Annotated in this window: 18 protein-coding genes; 7 read left to right on the top strand and 11 right to left on the bottom strand. The window is 60.2% G+C overall.

Annotated elements, in window-relative coordinates:
- From QZR30_RS24685 to QZR30_RS24655, 7 genes are all read left to right on the top strand, one after another.
- Positions 1-973: RHS repeat-associated core domain-containing protein (locus tag QZR30_RS24685; RefSeq protein ID WP_311904436.1), on the top strand; the 973-nt coding region annotated here is incomplete at its 5' end.
- Between the two features lie 486 nt (positions 974-1,459).
- A complete protein-coding gene (locus QZR30_RS24680) occupies positions 1,460-1,843 on the top strand; it encodes a hypothetical protein (RefSeq protein ID WP_148666891.1) in 384 nt (127 codons plus the stop codon).
- Positions 1,844-1,982: 139 nt separating this feature from the next.
- Positions 1,983-3,122, top strand: a complete 1,140-nt coding sequence (locus QZR30_RS24675; RefSeq protein ID WP_311904435.1) for a Fic family protein — start codon at positions 1,983-1,985, stop codon at positions 3,120-3,122.
- Between the two features lie 74 nt (positions 3,123-3,196).
- Positions 3,197-3,439, top strand: a complete 243-nt coding sequence (locus tag QZR30_RS24670; RefSeq protein ID WP_003176346.1) for an exodeoxyribonuclease VII small subunit — start codon at positions 3,197-3,199, stop codon at positions 3,437-3,439.
- Positions 3,436-4,323, top strand: a complete 888-nt coding sequence (ispA, locus tag QZR30_RS24665) for a (2E,6E)-farnesyl diphosphate synthase (protein ID WP_046069730.1) — start codon at positions 3,436-3,438, stop codon at positions 4,321-4,323. The genes QZR30_RS24670 and ispA overlap by 4 nt, the downstream gene beginning before the upstream one ends.
- 110 nt (positions 4,324-4,433) lie before the next feature.
- The gene (gene dxs / locus QZR30_RS24660) at positions 4,434-6,332 is read left to right on the top strand and encodes a 1-deoxy-D-xylulose-5-phosphate synthase (protein ID WP_046069731.1); all 1,899 of its coding nucleotides are present in this window, start codon (positions 4,434-4,436) and stop codon (positions 6,330-6,332) included.
- A 141-nt stretch (positions 6,333-6,473) separates the two neighbouring features.
- Positions 6,474-8,360, top strand: a complete 1,887-nt coding sequence (locus QZR30_RS24655) for a TonB-dependent receptor domain-containing protein (protein WP_311904432.1) — start codon at positions 6,474-6,476, stop codon at positions 8,358-8,360.
- 81 nt (positions 8,361-8,441) lie between these two features.
- Here the strand turns inward: QZR30_RS24655 and QZR30_RS24650 are convergent, their stop codons facing one another.
- From QZR30_RS24650 to nrdR, 11 genes are all read right to left on the bottom strand, one after another.
- Entirely contained in the window at positions 8,442-9,227 is a 786-nt protein-coding gene (locus QZR30_RS24650) for a cobalamin-binding protein (protein ID WP_046069733.1), read from the bottom strand.
- Positions 9,224-9,643 (bottom strand): nuclear FMR1 interacting 1 family protein, encoded by a 420-nt coding sequence (locus tag QZR30_RS24645; protein ID WP_043051120.1) that lies wholly within the window; start codon positions 9,641-9,643, stop codon positions 9,224-9,226. The genes QZR30_RS24650 and QZR30_RS24645 overlap by 4 nt, the downstream gene beginning before the upstream one ends.
- Complete coding sequence (gene ribA / locus QZR30_RS24640; RefSeq protein ID WP_046069735.1) at positions 9,640-10,257, bottom strand: GTP cyclohydrolase II; 618 nt, start codon at positions 10,255-10,257, stop codon at positions 9,640-9,642. The genes QZR30_RS24645 and ribA overlap by 4 nt, the downstream gene beginning before the upstream one ends.
- A 229-nt stretch (positions 10,258-10,486) precedes the next feature.
- Entirely contained in the window at positions 10,487-11,212 is a 726-nt protein-coding gene (locus QZR30_RS24635) for a substrate-binding periplasmic protein (RefSeq protein WP_059398380.1), read from the bottom strand.
- A gap of 50 nt (positions 11,213-11,262) precedes the next feature.
- Positions 11,263-12,228: a thiamine-phosphate kinase gene (gene thiL, locus QZR30_RS24630; protein WP_046069737.1), complete on the bottom strand. Its 966-nt coding sequence runs from the start codon at positions 12,226-12,228 to the stop codon at positions 11,263-11,265.
- 19 nt (positions 12,229-12,247) lie between these two features.
- Entirely contained in the window at positions 12,248-12,748 is a 501-nt protein-coding gene (gene nusB / locus QZR30_RS24625; RefSeq protein ID WP_046069738.1) for a transcription antitermination factor NusB, read from the bottom strand.
- A complete protein-coding gene (ribH, locus tag QZR30_RS24620; protein WP_003194576.1) occupies positions 12,745-13,221 on the bottom strand; it encodes a 6,7-dimethyl-8-ribityllumazine synthase in 477 nt (158 codons plus the stop codon). Before ribH ends, nusB begins: the two co-directional genes overlap by 4 nt.
- An 88-nt stretch (positions 13,222-13,309) precedes the next feature.
- The gene (gene ribBA / locus QZR30_RS24615; RefSeq protein ID WP_046069739.1) at positions 13,310-14,401 is read right to left on the bottom strand and encodes a bifunctional 3,4-dihydroxy-2-butanone-4-phosphate synthase/GTP cyclohydrolase II; all 1,092 of its coding nucleotides are present in this window, start codon (positions 14,399-14,401) and stop codon (positions 13,310-13,312) included.
- 15 nt (positions 14,402-14,416) lie between these two features.
- Positions 14,417-15,079 (bottom strand): riboflavin synthase, encoded by a 663-nt coding sequence (locus QZR30_RS24610; protein WP_056846345.1) that lies wholly within the window; start codon positions 15,077-15,079, stop codon positions 14,417-14,419.
- Between the two features lie 47 nt (positions 15,080-15,126).
- Positions 15,127-16,263, bottom strand: coding sequence for a bifunctional diaminohydroxyphosphoribosylaminopyrimidine deaminase/5-amino-6-(5-phosphoribosylamino)uracil reductase RibD (gene ribD / locus QZR30_RS24605; RefSeq protein ID WP_059398381.1), 1,137 nt, complete (start codon positions 16,261-16,263; stop codon positions 15,127-15,129).
- On the bottom strand, positions 16,260-16,724 hold the full coding sequence (gene nrdR, locus QZR30_RS24600) for a transcriptional regulator NrdR (protein ID WP_026082968.1): 465 nt from the start codon (positions 16,722-16,724) through the stop codon (positions 16,260-16,262). Before nrdR ends, ribD begins: the two co-directional genes overlap by 4 nt.
- Between the last annotated feature and the right edge of the window lie 24 nt (positions 16,725-16,748).

Below are 16,748 nucleotides of genomic sequence, written 5' to 3'. Positions count from 1 at the left end.
GATCCGCGAACGACGCGGCAAGGGTCATCAGCTCGTCACTGAATATGGTTACGACTGCCAGCATCGGCTGATCAGCGTGACAAAGCCCAACGGCGAAACCGCCAGCTACCGCTATGACCCCTTTGGGCGGCGCATCAGCAAGACCGTGGACGGCAAGACCACGGAGTTTTTCTGGCAAGGCGACAAGCTGATTGCCGAACATCATGCGGACCGCCACCGCAGCTACATCTACGAGCCCGATAGCTTCCGCCCACTGGCACTGCTGGAAGGCTTCGGCCCAAAAGCCACAACGCCCTACCACTACCAACTCGACCACCTCGGCACACCACAGGAACTCACCACGCCCGAAGGCGAAATCGTCTGGTCCGCCCACTATCGAGCCTACGGCCAGATCGCCCGACTCGACGTAGGCAAGCTCGACAATCCACTGCGTTTTCAGGGGCAGTATTTCGATCAGGAAAGCGGGCTGCACTACAACCGCCATCGCTACTACAATCCGGATATTGGTCGTTACCTGTCACCGGATCCGGTGAAGTTGGCGGGTGGGATCAATGGGTACCAGTACGCGCTCAATCCTACGGGATGGGTGGATCCGCTAGGATTAGCATGTACTCGTGGCAAGTGCCCGGGACAAAAAAGCCAAGCGTCTCATCGACATGAAGAAGAAACGCCAAAGGTAGGTAGCTCAACTCACTCCGTCACCTATGAGCAAGCGTTGAACAAGGCACTTGAATGGTTACTGGAAAACGACTTTCGGGCAGAAAAACCGAAACTAGGAAAGTTTGGCGAACGTAAAGGTCAGCCCATCGGAATGCAAACAGCTGACGCGAGGACTGGTTATCGTATTGAATACGACGATAGGCATGGCGCTCACATTAACGTATGGACCCACAGAAAAAATGGCCCTCATTACACGTTTGAAGGCACATCAAAAACTGTGTTTCAGCTCACCAAGAGGTTCGCACAGAAATGAGCTATCTTGACGATGAAATAATCAACGACCTCAAGCAAATTAACGTCCAATTCAGCGTTCTTTCAGAAGCTGAACACGACTCAATGGTTAAGTTAATAAATGAGACCATCACTTTTTCAGGAAGCCAAATAGCTTGGAGCTCATTTAAAGAAATCACTTACATTGGTCCATCCTCTTCGCACTCTACGCTAGTGAAATTAGAAAAAAAAATAAAGTCCGCTACGGAACGGAATATAATTTTCATAGGCGATGCAACCGATAACGCATATTCAATTGCTATCAACGACCTTATGTACCCACTACATTTTTTTTCGAAAATTCCTCAACATACGTACATACTTCAAAAACAACTAGACTGGATTGCCTGCATTTCATTTGAGGGAGATGTAGACTTTGTAAAATTTTAGAACACCCCCAAACCGCTAATTCTTTATGAAAACTTTGGGCGTGTCGAAATCAGCTCTAAAATACAGTAGTCAGGCCTAAATGAAGATACGAGTAACCGACACGGTTTCTGACCAAGGCATTCTGCATGTGAGAATTCATTTCCCCTTCGGAAATGGCGTAGCTTTATGGAGCAGTCCCACACCAGAAATTGGTGAAGATCTAGACGTGGAGTTCGAGCTGAACGAAGTGTTTTTTTGGAAAAAAAACATCATACCCTCGCTTAAAAAGACGCCACAAATCACTTTCACTAATGACACACACTCAATAATTGGCAAACTAATTCAAGATAAAGATGATGGTTGCGCCGCATTAAAGCTTGGCGACTCAATAATAATTATTGAACTTGACAAACCAATAAAAGAGGAGTGCGATTTCGTAGAGTTGAAAGTAAATTCCATTCATCTATATCCAACAAACGTCTAAGTACGACCTCAACCACTTCGCCGCGTACTCCGAACAAGAGGTCAGCCCTCTGGACCATGAGCCAAATTCGCCGCACAATCGGCTCACCAAATGAGCCGAATACATCCCCTATTCGGCTCACGCACCCAGGCGCATACCCATGAATCACCCGCACTGGATCTGGCAACACACCGACTGGCCCCACTTCCACTGGCAGCCCGGGCGTCTGGCGGCCTTGCTACGGGAGTGCGGGCAAGCCCAAGGCAAGCTTCTGGGCATGCTCGGTTCTGTCACCCAAGCGGTCAGTGCGCAAAATGAATTGGATGCACTGCTGCAAAATATCCTGACCTCCTCGGCCATAGAAGGTGAGCAATTGAACGTCGGCTCGGTGCGTTCATCACTGGCGCGACGAATGGGCTTGGAAGCCACGAAGGACGGTCAGGTAAGCCGCCGCAGTGAAGGGCTGGCGGATTTGATGATGGATGCCACCCAGCAATTCGACCAACCCTTCACCCGCGCTCGGTTATTGAATTGGCATCATTTATTGTTCCCTGCTCCCGAAGCAGGCTACGCCGCGCGCGCAGTCAAGGTCGGTGAATTGCGAGGCGATGAGCCTATGCAGGTCGTGTCAGGGCGACTTGATCGGCCGACCGTCCATTTCGAAGCACCACCACGTAAAGGCCTGGAGCAGGCTCTGGATGATTTCCTCGAGTGGTTCGAAACAAGCCGCGATCAACCTGAGCTGGATCCATTGGTACGCGCTGGCGTAGCGCACTTCTGGTTCATCACCTTGCATCCGTTCGATGACGGTAATGGACGGCTGACGCGTGCTATCACTGACTTGGCCCTGGCCCAGGGTGAGCACCAAGCCATTCGATTTTATGCAATGTCGGCCAGCATCCTCGAAGATCGCGCCGGTTACTACAAGGCATTGGAATCCAGCCAAAAGGCCACGCTGGATATTACCGACTGGCTGGAATGGTTCTTGAAAACGCTGCTGGGTAGTCTGCAGCAGGCGATGGCGCGGATTGACCGGGTGCTGAACAAGAGCCGGTTCTGGCAAAAACACCATGGCGTTCCTTTGTCTGTCGAACAGGTTAAGGTACTCAACCGCCTGCTCGATGGGGGTGAGCGGGGCTTCGAACAGAGCATCAGCGCCGCGCAGTACCAAGCGGTGGCAAAAGTGTCCAAGGCGACAGCCACAAGACACTTGGCCGACCTACTGGAAAAAAACTGCCTGACACGCCTCCCCGGAGGCGGCCGCAGCACGCGTTATCAGATCAATCCCACCCACGAGTAGCCCCCTACTCATTTGCCCCCATCCCCCATGTCTGCTAGTGTCGCGCCGGTTTACCGTCTACCGGAATTGCCGCCATGGCCCGCAAAAAAGTTGCACTGGATTTCGAACAATCCCTCGCCGACCTGCAAACCCTGGTCGAGCGGCTGGAGAACGGCGAGTTGTCGCTGGAGGACTCGTTGACGGCGTTTGAGCAGGGCATCGGCCTGACCCGCGACTGCCAGAGCGCGTTGGCGCAGGCGGAGCAGAAGGTCCAGGTGTTGCTGGAGCGTGATGGGGAGTTGGCCGAAGAGCCTTTCGATGCGGAACAGCCGGAATGATCGACGCGTACCAGGCCAGTAGCCAAGCCCGGGTGAATGCGGCGCTGGAGCCCTTGTTTATAGCGCCAAGCCCGGAAATGGCGCGCCTCTATGAAGCAATGCGCTACAGCGTCATGAATGGCGGCAAGCGTGTACGCCCGTTGCTGGCTTATGCAGCATGTGAAGCCCTGGGTGCACCTGCCGAAGAAGCCAATGGTGCCGCCTGCGCGGTGGAGTTGATCCACGCCTATTCCCTGGTGCATGACGATTTGCCGGCTATGGACGACGACGATTTGCGTCGCGGCCAGCCCACCACCCATAAAGCCTTTGATGAAGCCTATGCGATCCTGGCCGGTGACGGCTTGCAGAGCCTGGCGTTCAGCGCATTGCTGGACCCGCGCTTGAGCAGCGTCGACGCCGAGATCCGCCTGCGCATGGTAACCGCATTGGCCCAGGCCGCAGGCCCAGCCGGCATGGTCGGCGGGCAAGCCATCGACATGGGTTCGGTCAGCCTCAAGCTGGATCAAAAAGCCCTCGAACACATGCATCGCCATAAGACCGGCGCGCTGATTGAAGCCGCTGTGCACCTGGGCGCCTTGGCCAGTGGCCGTGCCCAAGCCGCGCAGTTGGCGGCTCTGCAAACCTATTCCCGGGCTATCGGCCTGGCGTTCCAGGTACAGGACGACATTCTCGACGTAGAAAGTGACACTGCCACCCTGGGCAAACGCCAAGGCGCCGATATCGCAAGGGACAAGCCGACATACCCTGCATTACTTGGGCTGGAAGCTGCCAAGGCATATGCCATTGAACTGCGTGACCAAGCCCTGGATGCACTGCGACCTTTCGACGCGGCGGCCGAGCCCCTGCGGGACCTGGCGCGGTATATCGTCGAGCGCCGCCACTGACAACCCCGGCCATTTGCGCCGCATATCGGCCAAGTTCGGCGCTCTGCGTGGGCAGTTTGCACGGCTTGAGGTAAACTGCCGCCTCTTCTATACCTATAACGATTCGCCTGATGCCCACGACGTTTCAAGAGATTCCCCGCAAACGCCCGTCCACGCCCTTGCTCGACCGCGCTGCCACGCCGGACGGCCTGCGTCGACTGGGTGAAGCAGAGCTGGAAACCCTGGCCGATGAGTTGCGCCTGGAATTGCTCTATACGGTCGGCCAGACCGGTGGGCATTTCGGTGCCGGGCTGGGCGTGATCGAGCTGACCATCGCCCTGCATTACGTGTTCGACACCCCGGATGACCGGTTGGTGTGGGACGTGGGCCATCAGGCGTATCCGCACAAGATCCTCACCGGCCGTCGCGAGCGCATGGGCAGCCTGCGCCAGAAGGACGGCCTGGCCGCCTTCCCGCGACGTTCGGAGAGCGAGTACGACACCTTTGGCGTCGGCCACTCCAGCACCTCCATCAGTGCAGCGCTGGGCATGGCGATCGCCGCCCGCCTGCAAGGCAGCGAGCGCAAAGCCATTGCCGTGATCGGCGATGGCGCGCTGACCGCCGGCATGGCCTTTGAAGCGCTCAACCACGCGCCGGAAGTGGACGCCAACATGTTGGTGATCCTCAACGACAACGACATGTCGATCTCGCGCAATGTCGGGGGCCTGTCCAATTACCTGGCGAAGATCCTTTCCAGCCGCACCTACGCCAGCATGCGCGAAGGCAGCAAGAAAGTGCTCTCGCGCCTGCCTGGTGCGTGGGAAATTGCCCGTCGCACCGAAGAATACGCCAAGGGCATGCTGGTGCCCGGCACCCTGTTCGAAGAGCTGGGCTGGAACTACATCGGCCCTATCGACGGCCACGACCTGCCGACCCTGATCGCCACCTTGCGCAACATGCGTGACCTCAAGGGCCCGCAGTTCCTGCATATCGTCACCAAGAAAGGCAAAGGCTTCGCCCCGGCGGAAGTCGACCCGATTGGCTACCACGCGATCACCAAGCTTGAACCCCTCGACGCCCCCGCCGCTGCGCCTAAAAAAGCCAGCGGGCCGAAGTATTCCGGTGTGTTCGGCGAATGGCTGTGCGACATGGCCGCCGCCGACCCGCGCCTGGTGGGCATTACCCCGGCAATGAAGGAAGGCTCCGACCTGGTGGCGTTCAGCGAGCGTTTCCCGCTGCGTTACTTCGACGTGGCGATTGCCGAGCAGCACGCCGTCACCTTCGCCGCCGGCATGGCCTGCGAAGGCGCCAAGCCGGTGGTGGCGATTTACTCCACCTTCCTGCAACGCGGTTATGACCAGCTTGTTCACGATGTAGCGGTGCAGAACCTCGATGTGCTGTTCGCCATCGACCGCGCCGGCCTGGTGGGCGAAGACGGCCCCACCCACGCCGGTAGTTTCGACCTGTCCTACCTGCGCTGCATCCCCGGCATGCTGGTGATGACGCCGAGCGACGAGAACGAACTGCGCAAGATGCTCAGCACCGGCCACCTGTACAACGGCCCGGCCGCCGTACGTTACCCGCGGGGCAATGGCCCGAACGCGGTGATCGAGAAAGACCTGGAACCGATTGAGATCGGTAAAGGCATCGTGCGTCGCCAAGGCAGCAAAACCGCATTCCTGGTATTTGGCGTGCAACTGGCCGAAGCGCTGAAAGTCGCCGAGAAAATCGACGCCACTGTGGTCGACATGCGTTTCGTCAAACCGCTGGATGAAGCACTGGTGCGCGAGATCGCAGCTAGCCATGAGCTGCTGGTGACGGTTGAAGAGAACGCGATCATGGGCGGCGCCGGCGCGGCGGTCAGCGAATTCCTGGCGCGGGAGAATATCCTCAAGTCGGTGCTGCACCTGGGCCTGCCGGATCTGTACGTCGAGCATGCCAAGCCGGCGCAGATGCTGGCCGAGTGCGGGTTGGATGAGGCCGGCATCGAAGCCTCGGTCCGCGAGCGCATGGCATTGCTGGCCCTGTAGAAACCGGGACTAAAATGTGGGAGGGGGCTTGCTCCCGATAGTGGTGGATCAGTTAAAAATACTGAGACTGACAGACCGCTATCGGGGGCAAGCCCCCTCCCACATTTATTTTGTGTCACCTTCAAACGCTATGGACAGCCCATGAACCGCCTGTGCCTTGCCCTACTGCTTCTACCTTGCGCCGACCTGCTCGCCGACACCCGCGACCAGGCGCTTAAGCTCTCCGACGTGGTTATCAGCGCCAACCGCCAGGTGCAGGCGCGCAACGACAGCAGCGCTGCCAACACAGTGTTCACCCGCGCCGACATCGACCGCCTGCAGCCCGGTAGCGTCACCGACCTGCTCAGCCGCGTGCCGGGTGTGCAGGTTGCGCCGACAGGTGGGCGTGGCAGTTTGCCGGGGATCTTCATTCGCGGTACCAAGACGGCTCAAAGTTTGGTGCTGGTGGACGGCCAACGCATTGCCAATGCCACATCGGGTGACAGCGGCCTGCAGTTCTTGAGTGTGGATCAGATTGAGCGGGTGGAAGTGCTGCGCGGCTCACGCTCGGTGGTCTATGGCAGCGATGCAATTGGCGGGGTCATCCAGATTTTCACGCGACGCAATGCCGAAGCCGGCATCTACCCGCGCCTGCACCTGGGTTTTGGTAGCCACCAGACCTGGGAACGCAGCCTTGGCTTGTCGGGCGGTGATGGGCGCACGCGCTTCAACCTCGGCGCCAGCCTGGATGAAACCCAGGGCATCGACTGGACCCGAGAATCCTTTGCAAGCGACGGTGATCACGATGCTTATCGCAACAAGTCCATCAGCCTCAACCTCAGCCACTCGCTGAATGACGACGTGGAAGTCGGATTTAACCTGTTGGATGGCCGAGGCAAGGCCGAGTATGACAACCCCTTCGGCCGCAATATCAGTTTGACTGAGGCCGTGGGTATGAGGCCCTACACTCACTACACCGTGAGCAGCGCCAGCAGTTATGTCGATGCCAAGCTCAACGATGCCTGGCAAACCCGCGTAGAAATGGGCCACAGCGAGAACCGCGACAAAAAGCGTGACCGCTTGAGCGACTACAACAGCGCCTTCAATACCTATCGCGATTCGGTTAACTGGCAGAACGACTTGAGCCTGACTGAGCGTAACAGTCTGATCCTGGGCGGCGACTGGTATGAAGACCGCGTCCACACCAGTGAAAACCTGAAAGCCGATAGCCGCTGGAACCGTGCCGTGTTTATCCAGCATCGATTCAAGGCCGAGGCGTTTTCCACTGAGTTGGGCCTGCGCCACGACACCAACCAGCAATTCGGTAGCCAGAACACTTGGAGCGGCACCCTAACCCTGCCGCTCAACCCGAATAACGATCTATTACTGTCCTACAGCGAAGGCTTCCGCGCGCCGAGCTTCAATGACCTGTATTACCCGTTCAGCAGCAACCCCAACCTCAAGCCCGAACATTCGAAAAGCTATGAGTTGCAATGGCGTAGCCAACTGAGCGACACAACGCGCCTGGAGGCTTCGCTGCATCGCACCGACCTCAAGGACGCCATCGTTGCGCAGCAGATAGATTTCTATATGCCGCGCAATGTGGCGTCAGCCCGGATCAATGGTTTTGAAGCTGCGCTCAAGCAGGAGTTGTTTGGCTGGCAAGGTAACCTTGGGCTGTCGATCATCGACCCACGCGATCGGGACAGCGGCCACACGCTGGAACGTCGCGCACGCCGCACCTTGAGCCTGGATCTGGATCGTCAGTTTGATCGTTTGGGCGTGGGGGGCAGTTGGCAAGCCGTCAGCAGCAGCTATGACGACGCAGAGAACACCAAGCGCCTGTCGGGCTATGGCTTGCTGGGGCTGCGCAGCAGTTGGGCATTGACGCGGGGCGTGTTGTTATCGGTCAAGGTTGATAACGTGCTGGACAAGACTTATGCGCGGGCGAGGTACAGCTATGACGAGCCCAATTATGAGAACAATCGTGACTATCGCGAAGAAGGCCGGGTGTGGATGTTTGGGGTGACTTGGACACCTGAGATCTGAACCGACGTCATTGCAGGCAAGCCAGCTCCCACATTTGAAATGCATTCCCCTGTGGGAGCGGGCTTGCTCGCGAAAGCGGCCTCACAGGTCCGGCGCAATCACCTGACACAACCGCGCCACCGCCTCCAACATCTGCCCACTGGGCCGCTCCAACCCCTTGTCTGGCACTAACAAGACGCGTGCCGCCATCGTCGGCCATGCTTTCCACGCATCCATCTGCGCCTGGTCACCCACCAGAATCAACTCGGGATCACGCTGCAGTACCGATTCCAGACTGACCTGCGGGGCCGGCAGCTTAAGATCATCGAACACATTGCGCGCCCCGCACACCCCCAGCGCATCGCTGATGATCTGCCCACCGCCCACGGTATACAGCGGCTGGTTCCATACTTGATAAAACACCTGCAAGGGCTCGGCACGCCGATAGCGCTGGCGCAGTTCGGCGAGGCGTTGGCGCAGCTTATCGGCCAACACCTGGCCGGCCTGCGCGCGGCCCAATTGCTCGGCAATGGCCTGGACCTGGGTGGTCAGCTGTTCAAGACTATGGGGTTCGGCGACGTACACCGGGATATTCAGGCGCTGCAATTGCTCGCGCTGGGCCGGGCCAACACTGCCAGGCCACAGCAGAATCAAGTCAGGCTTGAGGCTGAGCAGGCGCTCCATGTCCAACTGGCCGTAATGCCCGACCGACGGCACTTTCGCCAACGCTGCTGGGCGTTCGCCGCCATCGAGTACGCCCACCAGCTGGTCGGCGGCGCCCAGTTCAACCACGATTTCAGACAGTGACGGCGCCAGGCTGACCACTCTCTCGGCCGCCATCGCCTGGACACTGAATACCAGCAGCAGTGCCAGCCAGTAACGGCTCATCCCAGTTGACGCGGAATGCGGTAGAGGTAAAACAGCACCATGGTCGACATTGCCAGCAGAAACAGCGGCACTGCTTCCAGCCCGACAAACACCGCCAGCGCACCGATCCAGGCCGGCAGCGCGGCCACCAGCAAGGCCGTGCGCCGACGCGCCGCCAGGGTGATCCAGGCAGCGGGTTCCTCAGGGGTATCGAGGGCTTTGGAGGTAGCGATCAGCGCATGTTTATAACCGTGGAAATAACGCAGGCTGAGAAACATCGACCCCACGCCAGCAATGAAAAACGGCATGGCCAGCACGGGAAGCAGGGATTCGGCGCGGCCAAATACCAGGTTGATCACAAACAATGGGAGCAACGCCAGGGCCAGGTACTGCCACCAGTTGAAAGACAGTCGCCGCTTTACCTGGCCTCGGGTCACGCGCGGTCGACCTCGCCCTGGTGCTCGTTGCCCATCATGTGGTCGAGCTTGCTGGCCTTGGTGGCCAGGTAGAGCTTGTTGTGCGGGTTGTGCCCGGTATGCAGCGGCACGCGCTCGGCCACGGTGATGCCCATCTCGGTCAAGGCCTTGACCTTGCGCGGGTTGTTGGTCATCAAGCGCAGGGATTTGACACCCAGGTGCTCAAGCATCGGCAGACAGATCGCGTAGTCACGTTGGTCAGCGGCGAAGCCCAGGCGTTCGTTGGCTTCCACGGTGTCGGCGCCGCCATCTTGCAGTTCGTAGGCACGGATCTTGTTCAGCAGGCCAATACCGCGGCCCTCCTGACGCAGGTACAGCAGCACGCCACGGCCTTCACGGGCGATGGCTTGCATTGCCGCTTCCAGTTGCGAGCCGCAGTCACAGCGCTGGCTGAACAGCGCATCGCCGGTCAGGCACTCGGAATGCACACGCCCCAGCACCGGCGCGCCATCGGTGATGTCGCCGAGGCTGAGCACAACGTGCTCGCGCCCGGTGGCTTCTTCGAGAAAGCCGTTCATGGTGAACGTGGCAAAAGGGGTAGGCAGCTTGGAAGCAGCGACGAAAACGACGGGCACCGTGTGCTCCTGATTTCAGATTTCACAGAGGCGGCCATTGTAACAGTACGTTCCTACAGACGCTTAAGCTGAATTATCGCTGATAAAGATCAATAGGTTCGATTGGCCTTCGGATTGATTCTATGTAGGCGCGAGCTTGCTCGCGAAAGTTGTCAACGTTAATGCGGCCATTCTGAAGCAACGCGGCGCCTATGGTTTTTTTCGCGAGCAAGCTCGCGCCTACAGTGAACTAGAACGGATAGGGCTGGTTCCAGCGTGCGAAAATCCCTTTCAACTCGCCCGTCTTGACCAGACTGGTCAGGCGCTGGTCATACACCGCCATCAACGCCCGCCCGCGCTCGGAATCGGCAAAGCCGATGTAAAGCGGCAACTCGGCGATATGCGTGAGTTTGAACAGCGCCGGCTCGTGGGATTGGCTGAGCAAATACTTGGCTTCAGTGAGGGCGTCGATATAAAAATCGGCGCGGCCGTGTTGCAGCATCGGCAGGATGCCGCTGCGCCGCTCGATCTGGTTGAAGCGACGCACGCTGGGCATGTATTGCTCGTACTTGTAGCCCCGCACCCAGGCGAGGCGGTAGTCGCCCAGCGTCGCCAATGTCGGCGTTGGCGCTGTTGCCAGCCCGAGGGCGTAAATGTGGTCGGCGTCGAAGTTCCACCGGGGATACAACACTGCGCTGGCTTCATTGCGATAGCTGCCGACATAACCATCCACCTCGCCGCGCTGCGTCAGGCCGACCGAGCGGGTATAGGGCACGCTGCGAGTTTGCAAGGTGATACCAGCGGGCTCGAAAATCTGACGCAACAGGTCCCAGGCCAGGCCGCTGCCATCTTGGTTGGTGTAGTCGTTCCACTGCTCACTGGCCAGCACGATCTTACCAGGCACAGGCATCTGTTCCGCCTCGGCCACGAAGGCAAAGGCACACAGCACGGTCAGCAGCCAGCGGCGCACAGCCATAGTGACGGCCTCTCCTGGAGTAAACCTATTAAGGGTAGCAGGACGCCAGCTTAGGGCGCCCGGCGAAAATGCTGGTAGCCGCGCACCGCCGGGGTGACGTCCTGGCCGTTGGCATCGAGCAGCGTCACGCCCTGCCCGGCTTCGACCCGACCGATCACATGCACTGGCCAGTTGCCCGCCTGCAACGGCACCAATTGAGACGCTGGCAAAGTGAACGCCAGCACGTAGTCATCGCCGCCGCTCAATGCCGCCACACGGGCCTGGTCTTCGCCGACAAATGCCAGCAAGGCCGTGGATAACGGCAACCTGTGACGTTCGACCACCAGGCGGACCGCCGAGGCCTTGGCGATATGCCCACAATCGGCCAGAAGCCCGTCGGAGATGTCCATGGCCGCAGTCGCCTTGCCCCGCAGCGCCAGCCCCAGGGCCAACTGCGGTTGCGGCGACCAGTAATGGGCCAGCAGCGGCTCGGTGATTGCCGCATCCGCCGTGCGCTGGCCCAATACCAGCGGCAAAGCGCCGGCGGCATTGCCAAGCTCACCGCCGACACATAGCAGGTCACCCGGCCGTGCACCGCTGCGCGTCAACGCCTGCCCGGCCGGCACACTGCCAAACACGGTCAGGGTCAGGCTCAACGGCCCGCGGGTGGTATCGCCGCCCACCAAGCCCACGCCGCAGCTTTGCGCCATGGCGTTCAAGCCTTGGGCATAGCGTTGCAGCCAGTCGATATCGACGCTCGGTGTGGTCAGGGCAAGGGTGAATGCGAGGGGGTTGGCGCCCATGGCGGCCAGGTCGCTCACTGCCACGGCCAGCGAGCGCTGGCCGAGCAGGAAGGGATCACACGGGTCGGCAAAATGCACACCGGCCACCAGCGTATCGGTAGAGACAGCCAACTGCTCCCCGGCGGGGAGCGCCAGCAAGGCGCAGTCGTCGCCGATCCCCAGGGCAATGCCTTCGCCGCCTTGCGCACAGGGCGCAGCGGCGAAGAACCTGCTGATCAGCTCGAACTCGCCCATTCGGGAACTCAAGCGCAGGTTAGCGCTTGTGCTCCTTCACTTCGGCTTCGCGCAAGCGCGGGGCCAGTTTGTCGAGCACGCCATTGACGAACTTGTGGCCGTCGGTCGAACCGTAGACTTTCGCCAGTTCGATGCCTTCGTTGATTACCACGCGGTACGGTACGTCAACGCGCTTGAGCAGCTCCCAGGTAGACAGGCGCAGTACTGCCAGCTCAACCGGGTCCAGCTCTTCGAGGGTCAGGTCCAGGCATGGCGACAGCGCAGCATCGATCTCGGCCTGGTTGGCCGGAACACCGTGCAGGATATCGTGGAAGTAGCTCTGGTCAGCAAAGGTGAAGTCGTTATCGACGCGAAATTGCGCTTCGATCTCGTTCAGCGAAGTGCCGGCCATGTGACGCTGGTACAGCGCCTGGGTGGCGAGCTGACGGGCCGCACGGCGCTTTTCACTTTTCGAGGGCTTGCCGGCATCGGCCGGACGCTCGTCGCGCGGGTTGAAACGATCGCTCTCGTCGGAAATCACTTGGCCTCCAACTGCGACAGCAGGCTGACCATTTCCAGCGCGGACAAGGCAGCTTCAGCGCCTTTGTTACCGGCCTTGGTGCCGGAGCGCTCGATGGCTTGTTCGATGGAGTCAACGGTCAGCACGCCAAAGGCAACCGGCACGCCGAACTCCATGGACACCTGGGCCAGGCCCTTGGTGCATTCGCCAGCCACGTATTCGAAATGCGGGGTACCGCCACGAATGACCGCGCCCAGGGCGATGATCGCCGCGTACTCGCCCTGTTGAGCAACTTTTTGCGCAACCAGCGGAATTTCGAAGGCGCCAGGGGCACGGATAAGGGTGATGTCGCTCTCGCTCACACCGTGGCGAACCAGGGCGTCAACGGCACCGCTTACCAGGCTTTCAACCACGAAGCTGTTGAAGCGGCCAACCACCAGGGCATAGCGGCCTTTGGGGGCGATGAAGGTACCTTCGATGGTCTTCAGGGTCATTCGACAAATCTCTTAAAGAGCCGGGACGCGAAAAGTGCGTCCCTCAGTGATGATTTAACCGCGAACAAGGGGCAGAAATCGCCAGCCTTTATTCGGAGGGCACGTATTCTACAACTTCCAGGTCGAATCCGGATATCGCATTAAATTTCATCGGTGCGCTCATCAGGCGCATTTTGCGTACACCGAGGTCGCGCAGGATCTGCGAACCGGCACCGACGATGCTGTAGGTGGTCGGTTTTTTCACTGGTACGGCGTCAGCGGTTTCGCGGATATGCGCCAGCAGGACATCGCCGTCCAATGGGTGACCGAGCAACAACACCACACCGCTGCCCGCCTCGGAGACCGCAGCCATGGCGGCGCGCAGGCTCCAACGACCCGGTTGCTTGACCATCAGCAGGTCGCGCAGGGGATCCATATTGTGCACCCGCACCAGGGTCGGTTCTTCGGCGCAAATATTGCCCAGGGTCAGGGCCATGTGTACGTCGCCTTCCACTGAATCACGGTAGGTCACCAAATTGAATTGGCCCAGTTCGCTGTCCAGCGGCTGCTCGGCAATCCGCTGAACGGTACGTTCGTGGATCATGCGGTAGTGAATCAGGTCGGCGATGGTGCCGATCTTGAGGTTGTGTTCGGCGGCAAAGGCTTCAAGCTCAGTACGACGGGCCATGGTGCCGTCGTCGTTCATCACTTCGCAGATCACCCCGCTCGGCTCGAAACCGGCCATGCGCGCCAGGTCGCAGGCGGCTTCGGTGTGGCCGGCGCGTGCCAGGGTGCCGCCCGGCTGGGCCATCAACGGGAAGATATGGCCCGGGCTGACGATGTCTTCGGCCTTGGCGTCTTTGGCGGCAGCAGCTTGCACGGTGCGCGCACGGTCAGCGGCGGAAATGCCGGTGGTGACGCCCGTGGTGGCTTCAATCGATACGGTGAACTTGGTGCCGAAACCCGAGCCATTGCGCGGCGCCATCAGTGGCAGCTTGAGCAATTCGCAGCGTTCGCGGCTCATGGGCATGCAGATCAGCCCGCGAGCATGCTTGGCCATGAAGTTGATGTGCTCAGGCAGGCACGCCTCGGCGGCCATGATGATATCGCCTTCGTTCTCGCGGTCTTCGTCATCCATGAGGATGACCATCTTGCCTTGGCGGATGTCTTCAACCAGTTCTTCGATGCTATTGAGCGCCACGCGGCACCCCCTTGGTCAGGATTTCAGGTAGCCGTTAGCGGCCAGAAAACTTTCAGTGATGTTCCCGGATGCAGGCTCTGCGGCCTTTTCGCCCATCAGCAGGCGCTCCAGGTAACGGGCAAGCAAGTCGACTTCGAGATTCACCCGGCGACCTGGCTGGTATGACGCCATGATGGTTTCGCTCAAGGTGTGGGGAATGATGGTCAGTTCAAATTCGGCGCCATTGACGGCGTTCACGGTCAGGCTGGTGCCGTCGACGGTGATCGAGCCTTTGTGGGCGATGTACTTGGCCAGCTCTTTGGGCGCGCGGATACGGAATTCCACGGCACGCGCATTTTCGCTGCGGGCCACTACTTCGCCGACACCGTCGACATGGCCGCTGACCAGGTGACCGCCCAGGCGCGTGGTAGGCGTCAGGGCTTTTTCCAGGTTGACCGGGCTGCCGGCCTTGAGGTCGTTCATCGCGGTGCAGTCCAGGGTTTCCCGGCTGACGTCGGCGGCAAAGCCTTTGCCCGGCAGCTCGACGACGGTCAGGCACACGCCGCTGACGGCAATGCTGTCGCCCAGCTTGACGTCGCCCAGGTCCAGCTTGCCGGTTTCAACCAGCAGGCGGACGTCGCCACCTTTGGGGGTCATTGCACGGATGCTGCCAATGGCTTCGATAATGCCGGTGAACATGTCGTTCTCCTGAAAACGAGGGCGGGCGCTCAAGCGCAGGCCGGGAATTATACGCTCGCTGCCGGGACGGGAATGGCAGTGACTCGCCAGTCGTCGCCTACAGCACGCATTTCAGTGATCTTGAGTCGAGGGGCGTCGGCCAGCTTTTCAAGCGGCCAGTCCAGCAGCGGCCGGGCGGCGGATCCGAGGAATTTGCCGGCGATGAAAATCACGTATTCGTCCACCAGGCCCTGTTGGGCAAACGCACCCGCCAGGCTCGGGCCGGCTTCCACCAGCACCTCGTTGACGCCACGTGCGGCCAACGCCACCAGAGCAGAACGCAGGTCAACCTGACCGTCCACGCCCGGCACCACCAGGCACTCGGGGCCGCGGGGGTACTGGTTTTGCGCGGTGACGCAGGTGATGACCAACGCCGGTCCGGCTTTGAAAAAGGGGGCGTTGAGCGGCACCCGCAGCCGGCCATCGATCAACACGCGCAACGGTGGGCGCGACATGGCCAGGGCCGTGGTGGCTTCATCCAGACCCAGCTCAGCGGCACGTACGGTCAAGCGGGCATCATCGGCCAGCACCGTGTCGGCACCGGTCAACACTACACTGGCCTCGGCACGCAGGCGCTGGACGGCGGCGCGGGCAGCGGGGCCGGTGATCCATTGGCTTTCGCCGCTGGCCATCGCGGTGCGGCCGTCCAGGCTCATGGCCAACTTGACCCGCACAAACGGCAGGCTGTGCTCCATGCGCTTGAGAAAGCCCGGGTTTAGCGCCCGCGCCTCAGCTTCCAATACGCCGCTGCGCACCTCGATACCGGCCTGGGCCAGACGCTGCATACCGCGCCCGGCCACTTCCGGGTTGGGGTCCTGCATGCCTGCGACCACACGCGCCACGCCAGCCGTCACCAGCGCATCGGCGCAGGGCGGCGTATGGCCATGGTGGCTGCACGGTTCAAGGGTGACGTACACCGTCGCGCCACGGGCCTTGTCACCGGCGGCGCGCAAGGCATTCGGCTCGGCGTGGGGCTCGCCGGTGCGCTCGTGCCAGCCTTCGCCGACAATCTGCCCGTCACGCACAATCACGCAGCCTACCCGCGGGTTGGGGTGAGTGGTGTACAGGCCCTTGCGCGCCAATTCGAGGGCGCGGGCCATGTAATGGGCGTCGAGGACCGTCTGTTCAGCGCTGGGTGGGTTCATTTCTTCACCGGCTCACGGGCCAGGCGGTCGATTTCTTCGCGGAACTCATTGAGGTCCTGGAAGCGTCGATACACCGAGGCAAAACGGATATAGGCGACTTCGTCGAGCTTTTGCAGCTCGCCCATCACCAGCTCGCCGACGACCAGGCTCTTGACCTCGCGCTCGCCGGTCGCACGCAGCTTGTGCTTGATGTGCACCAGCGCCGCTTCCAGGCGCTCGACACTTACCGGGCGTTTTTCCAAAGCGCGCTGCATACCGGCGCGCAGTTTTTCTTCGTCGAAAGGCTGGCGGCTGCCGTCGGACTTGATCAGACGGGGCAATACCAGTTCGGCGGTTTCGAAGGTGGTGAAACGTTCACCACAGGCCAGGCATTCGCGCCGACGACGCACTTGATCGCCCTCGGCGACCAGACGCGAATCAATGACCTTGGTGTCGTTGGCACCGCAGAAGGGACAGTGCATGGTTGGCAGGCAACAAAAAATGGG

The organism is Pseudomonas sp. rhizo25 (assembly GCF_031931935.1).
In the GTDB taxonomy this organism is placed as follows: domain Bacteria; phylum Pseudomonadota; class Gammaproteobacteria; order Pseudomonadales; family Pseudomonadaceae; genus Aquipseudomonas; species Aquipseudomonas synxantha.
This window is presented reverse-complemented; position numbering and strand designations above follow the sequence as displayed.

Excerpts from the sequence above, each read along its gene's own strand:
- QZR30_RS24675 (WP_311904435.1), top strand. The coding sequence starts at position 1,983 with ATGAATCACCCGCACTGGATCTGGCAACACACCGACTGGCCCCACTTC.
- QZR30_RS24670 (WP_003176346.1), top strand. The coding sequence starts at position 3,197 with ATGGCCCGCAAAAAAGTTGCACTGGATTTCGAACAATCCCTCGCCGAC.
- ribD (WP_059398381.1), bottom strand. The coding sequence starts at position 16,263 with ATGAACCCACCCAGCGCTGAACAGACGGTCCTCGACGCCCATTACATG.
- QZR30_RS24635 (WP_059398380.1), bottom strand. The coding sequence starts at position 11,212 with ATGGCTGTGCGCCGCTGGCTGCTGACCGTGCTGTGTGCCTTTGCCTTC.
- ispA (WP_046069730.1), top strand. The coding sequence starts at position 3,436 with ATGATCGACGCGTACCAGGCCAGTAGCCAAGCCCGGGTGAATGCGGCG.
- QZR30_RS24655 (WP_311904432.1), top strand. The coding sequence starts at position 6,474 with ATGAACCGCCTGTGCCTTGCCCTACTGCTTCTACCTTGCGCCGACCTG.
- thiL (WP_046069737.1), bottom strand. The coding sequence starts at position 12,228 with ATGGGCGAGTTCGAGCTGATCAGCAGGTTCTTCGCCGCTGCGCCCTGT.
- QZR30_RS24610 (WP_056846345.1), bottom strand. The coding sequence starts at position 15,079 with ATGTTCACCGGCATTATCGAAGCCATTGGCAGCATCCGTGCAATGACC.
- QZR30_RS24650 (WP_046069733.1), bottom strand. The coding sequence starts at position 9,227 with ATGAGCCGTTACTGGCTGGCACTGCTGCTGGTATTCAGTGTCCAGGCG.
- QZR30_RS24680 (WP_148666891.1), top strand. The coding sequence starts at position 1,460 with ATGAAGATACGAGTAACCGACACGGTTTCTGACCAAGGCATTCTGCAT.
- ribH (WP_003194576.1), bottom strand. The coding sequence starts at position 13,221 with ATGACCCTGAAGACCATCGAAGGTACCTTCATCGCCCCCAAAGGCCGC.
- dxs (WP_046069731.1), top strand. The coding sequence starts at position 4,434 with ATGCCCACGACGTTTCAAGAGATTCCCCGCAAACGCCCGTCCACGCCC.
- nrdR (WP_026082968.1), bottom strand. The coding sequence starts at position 16,724 with ATGCACTGTCCCTTCTGCGGTGCCAACGACACCAAGGTCATTGATTCG.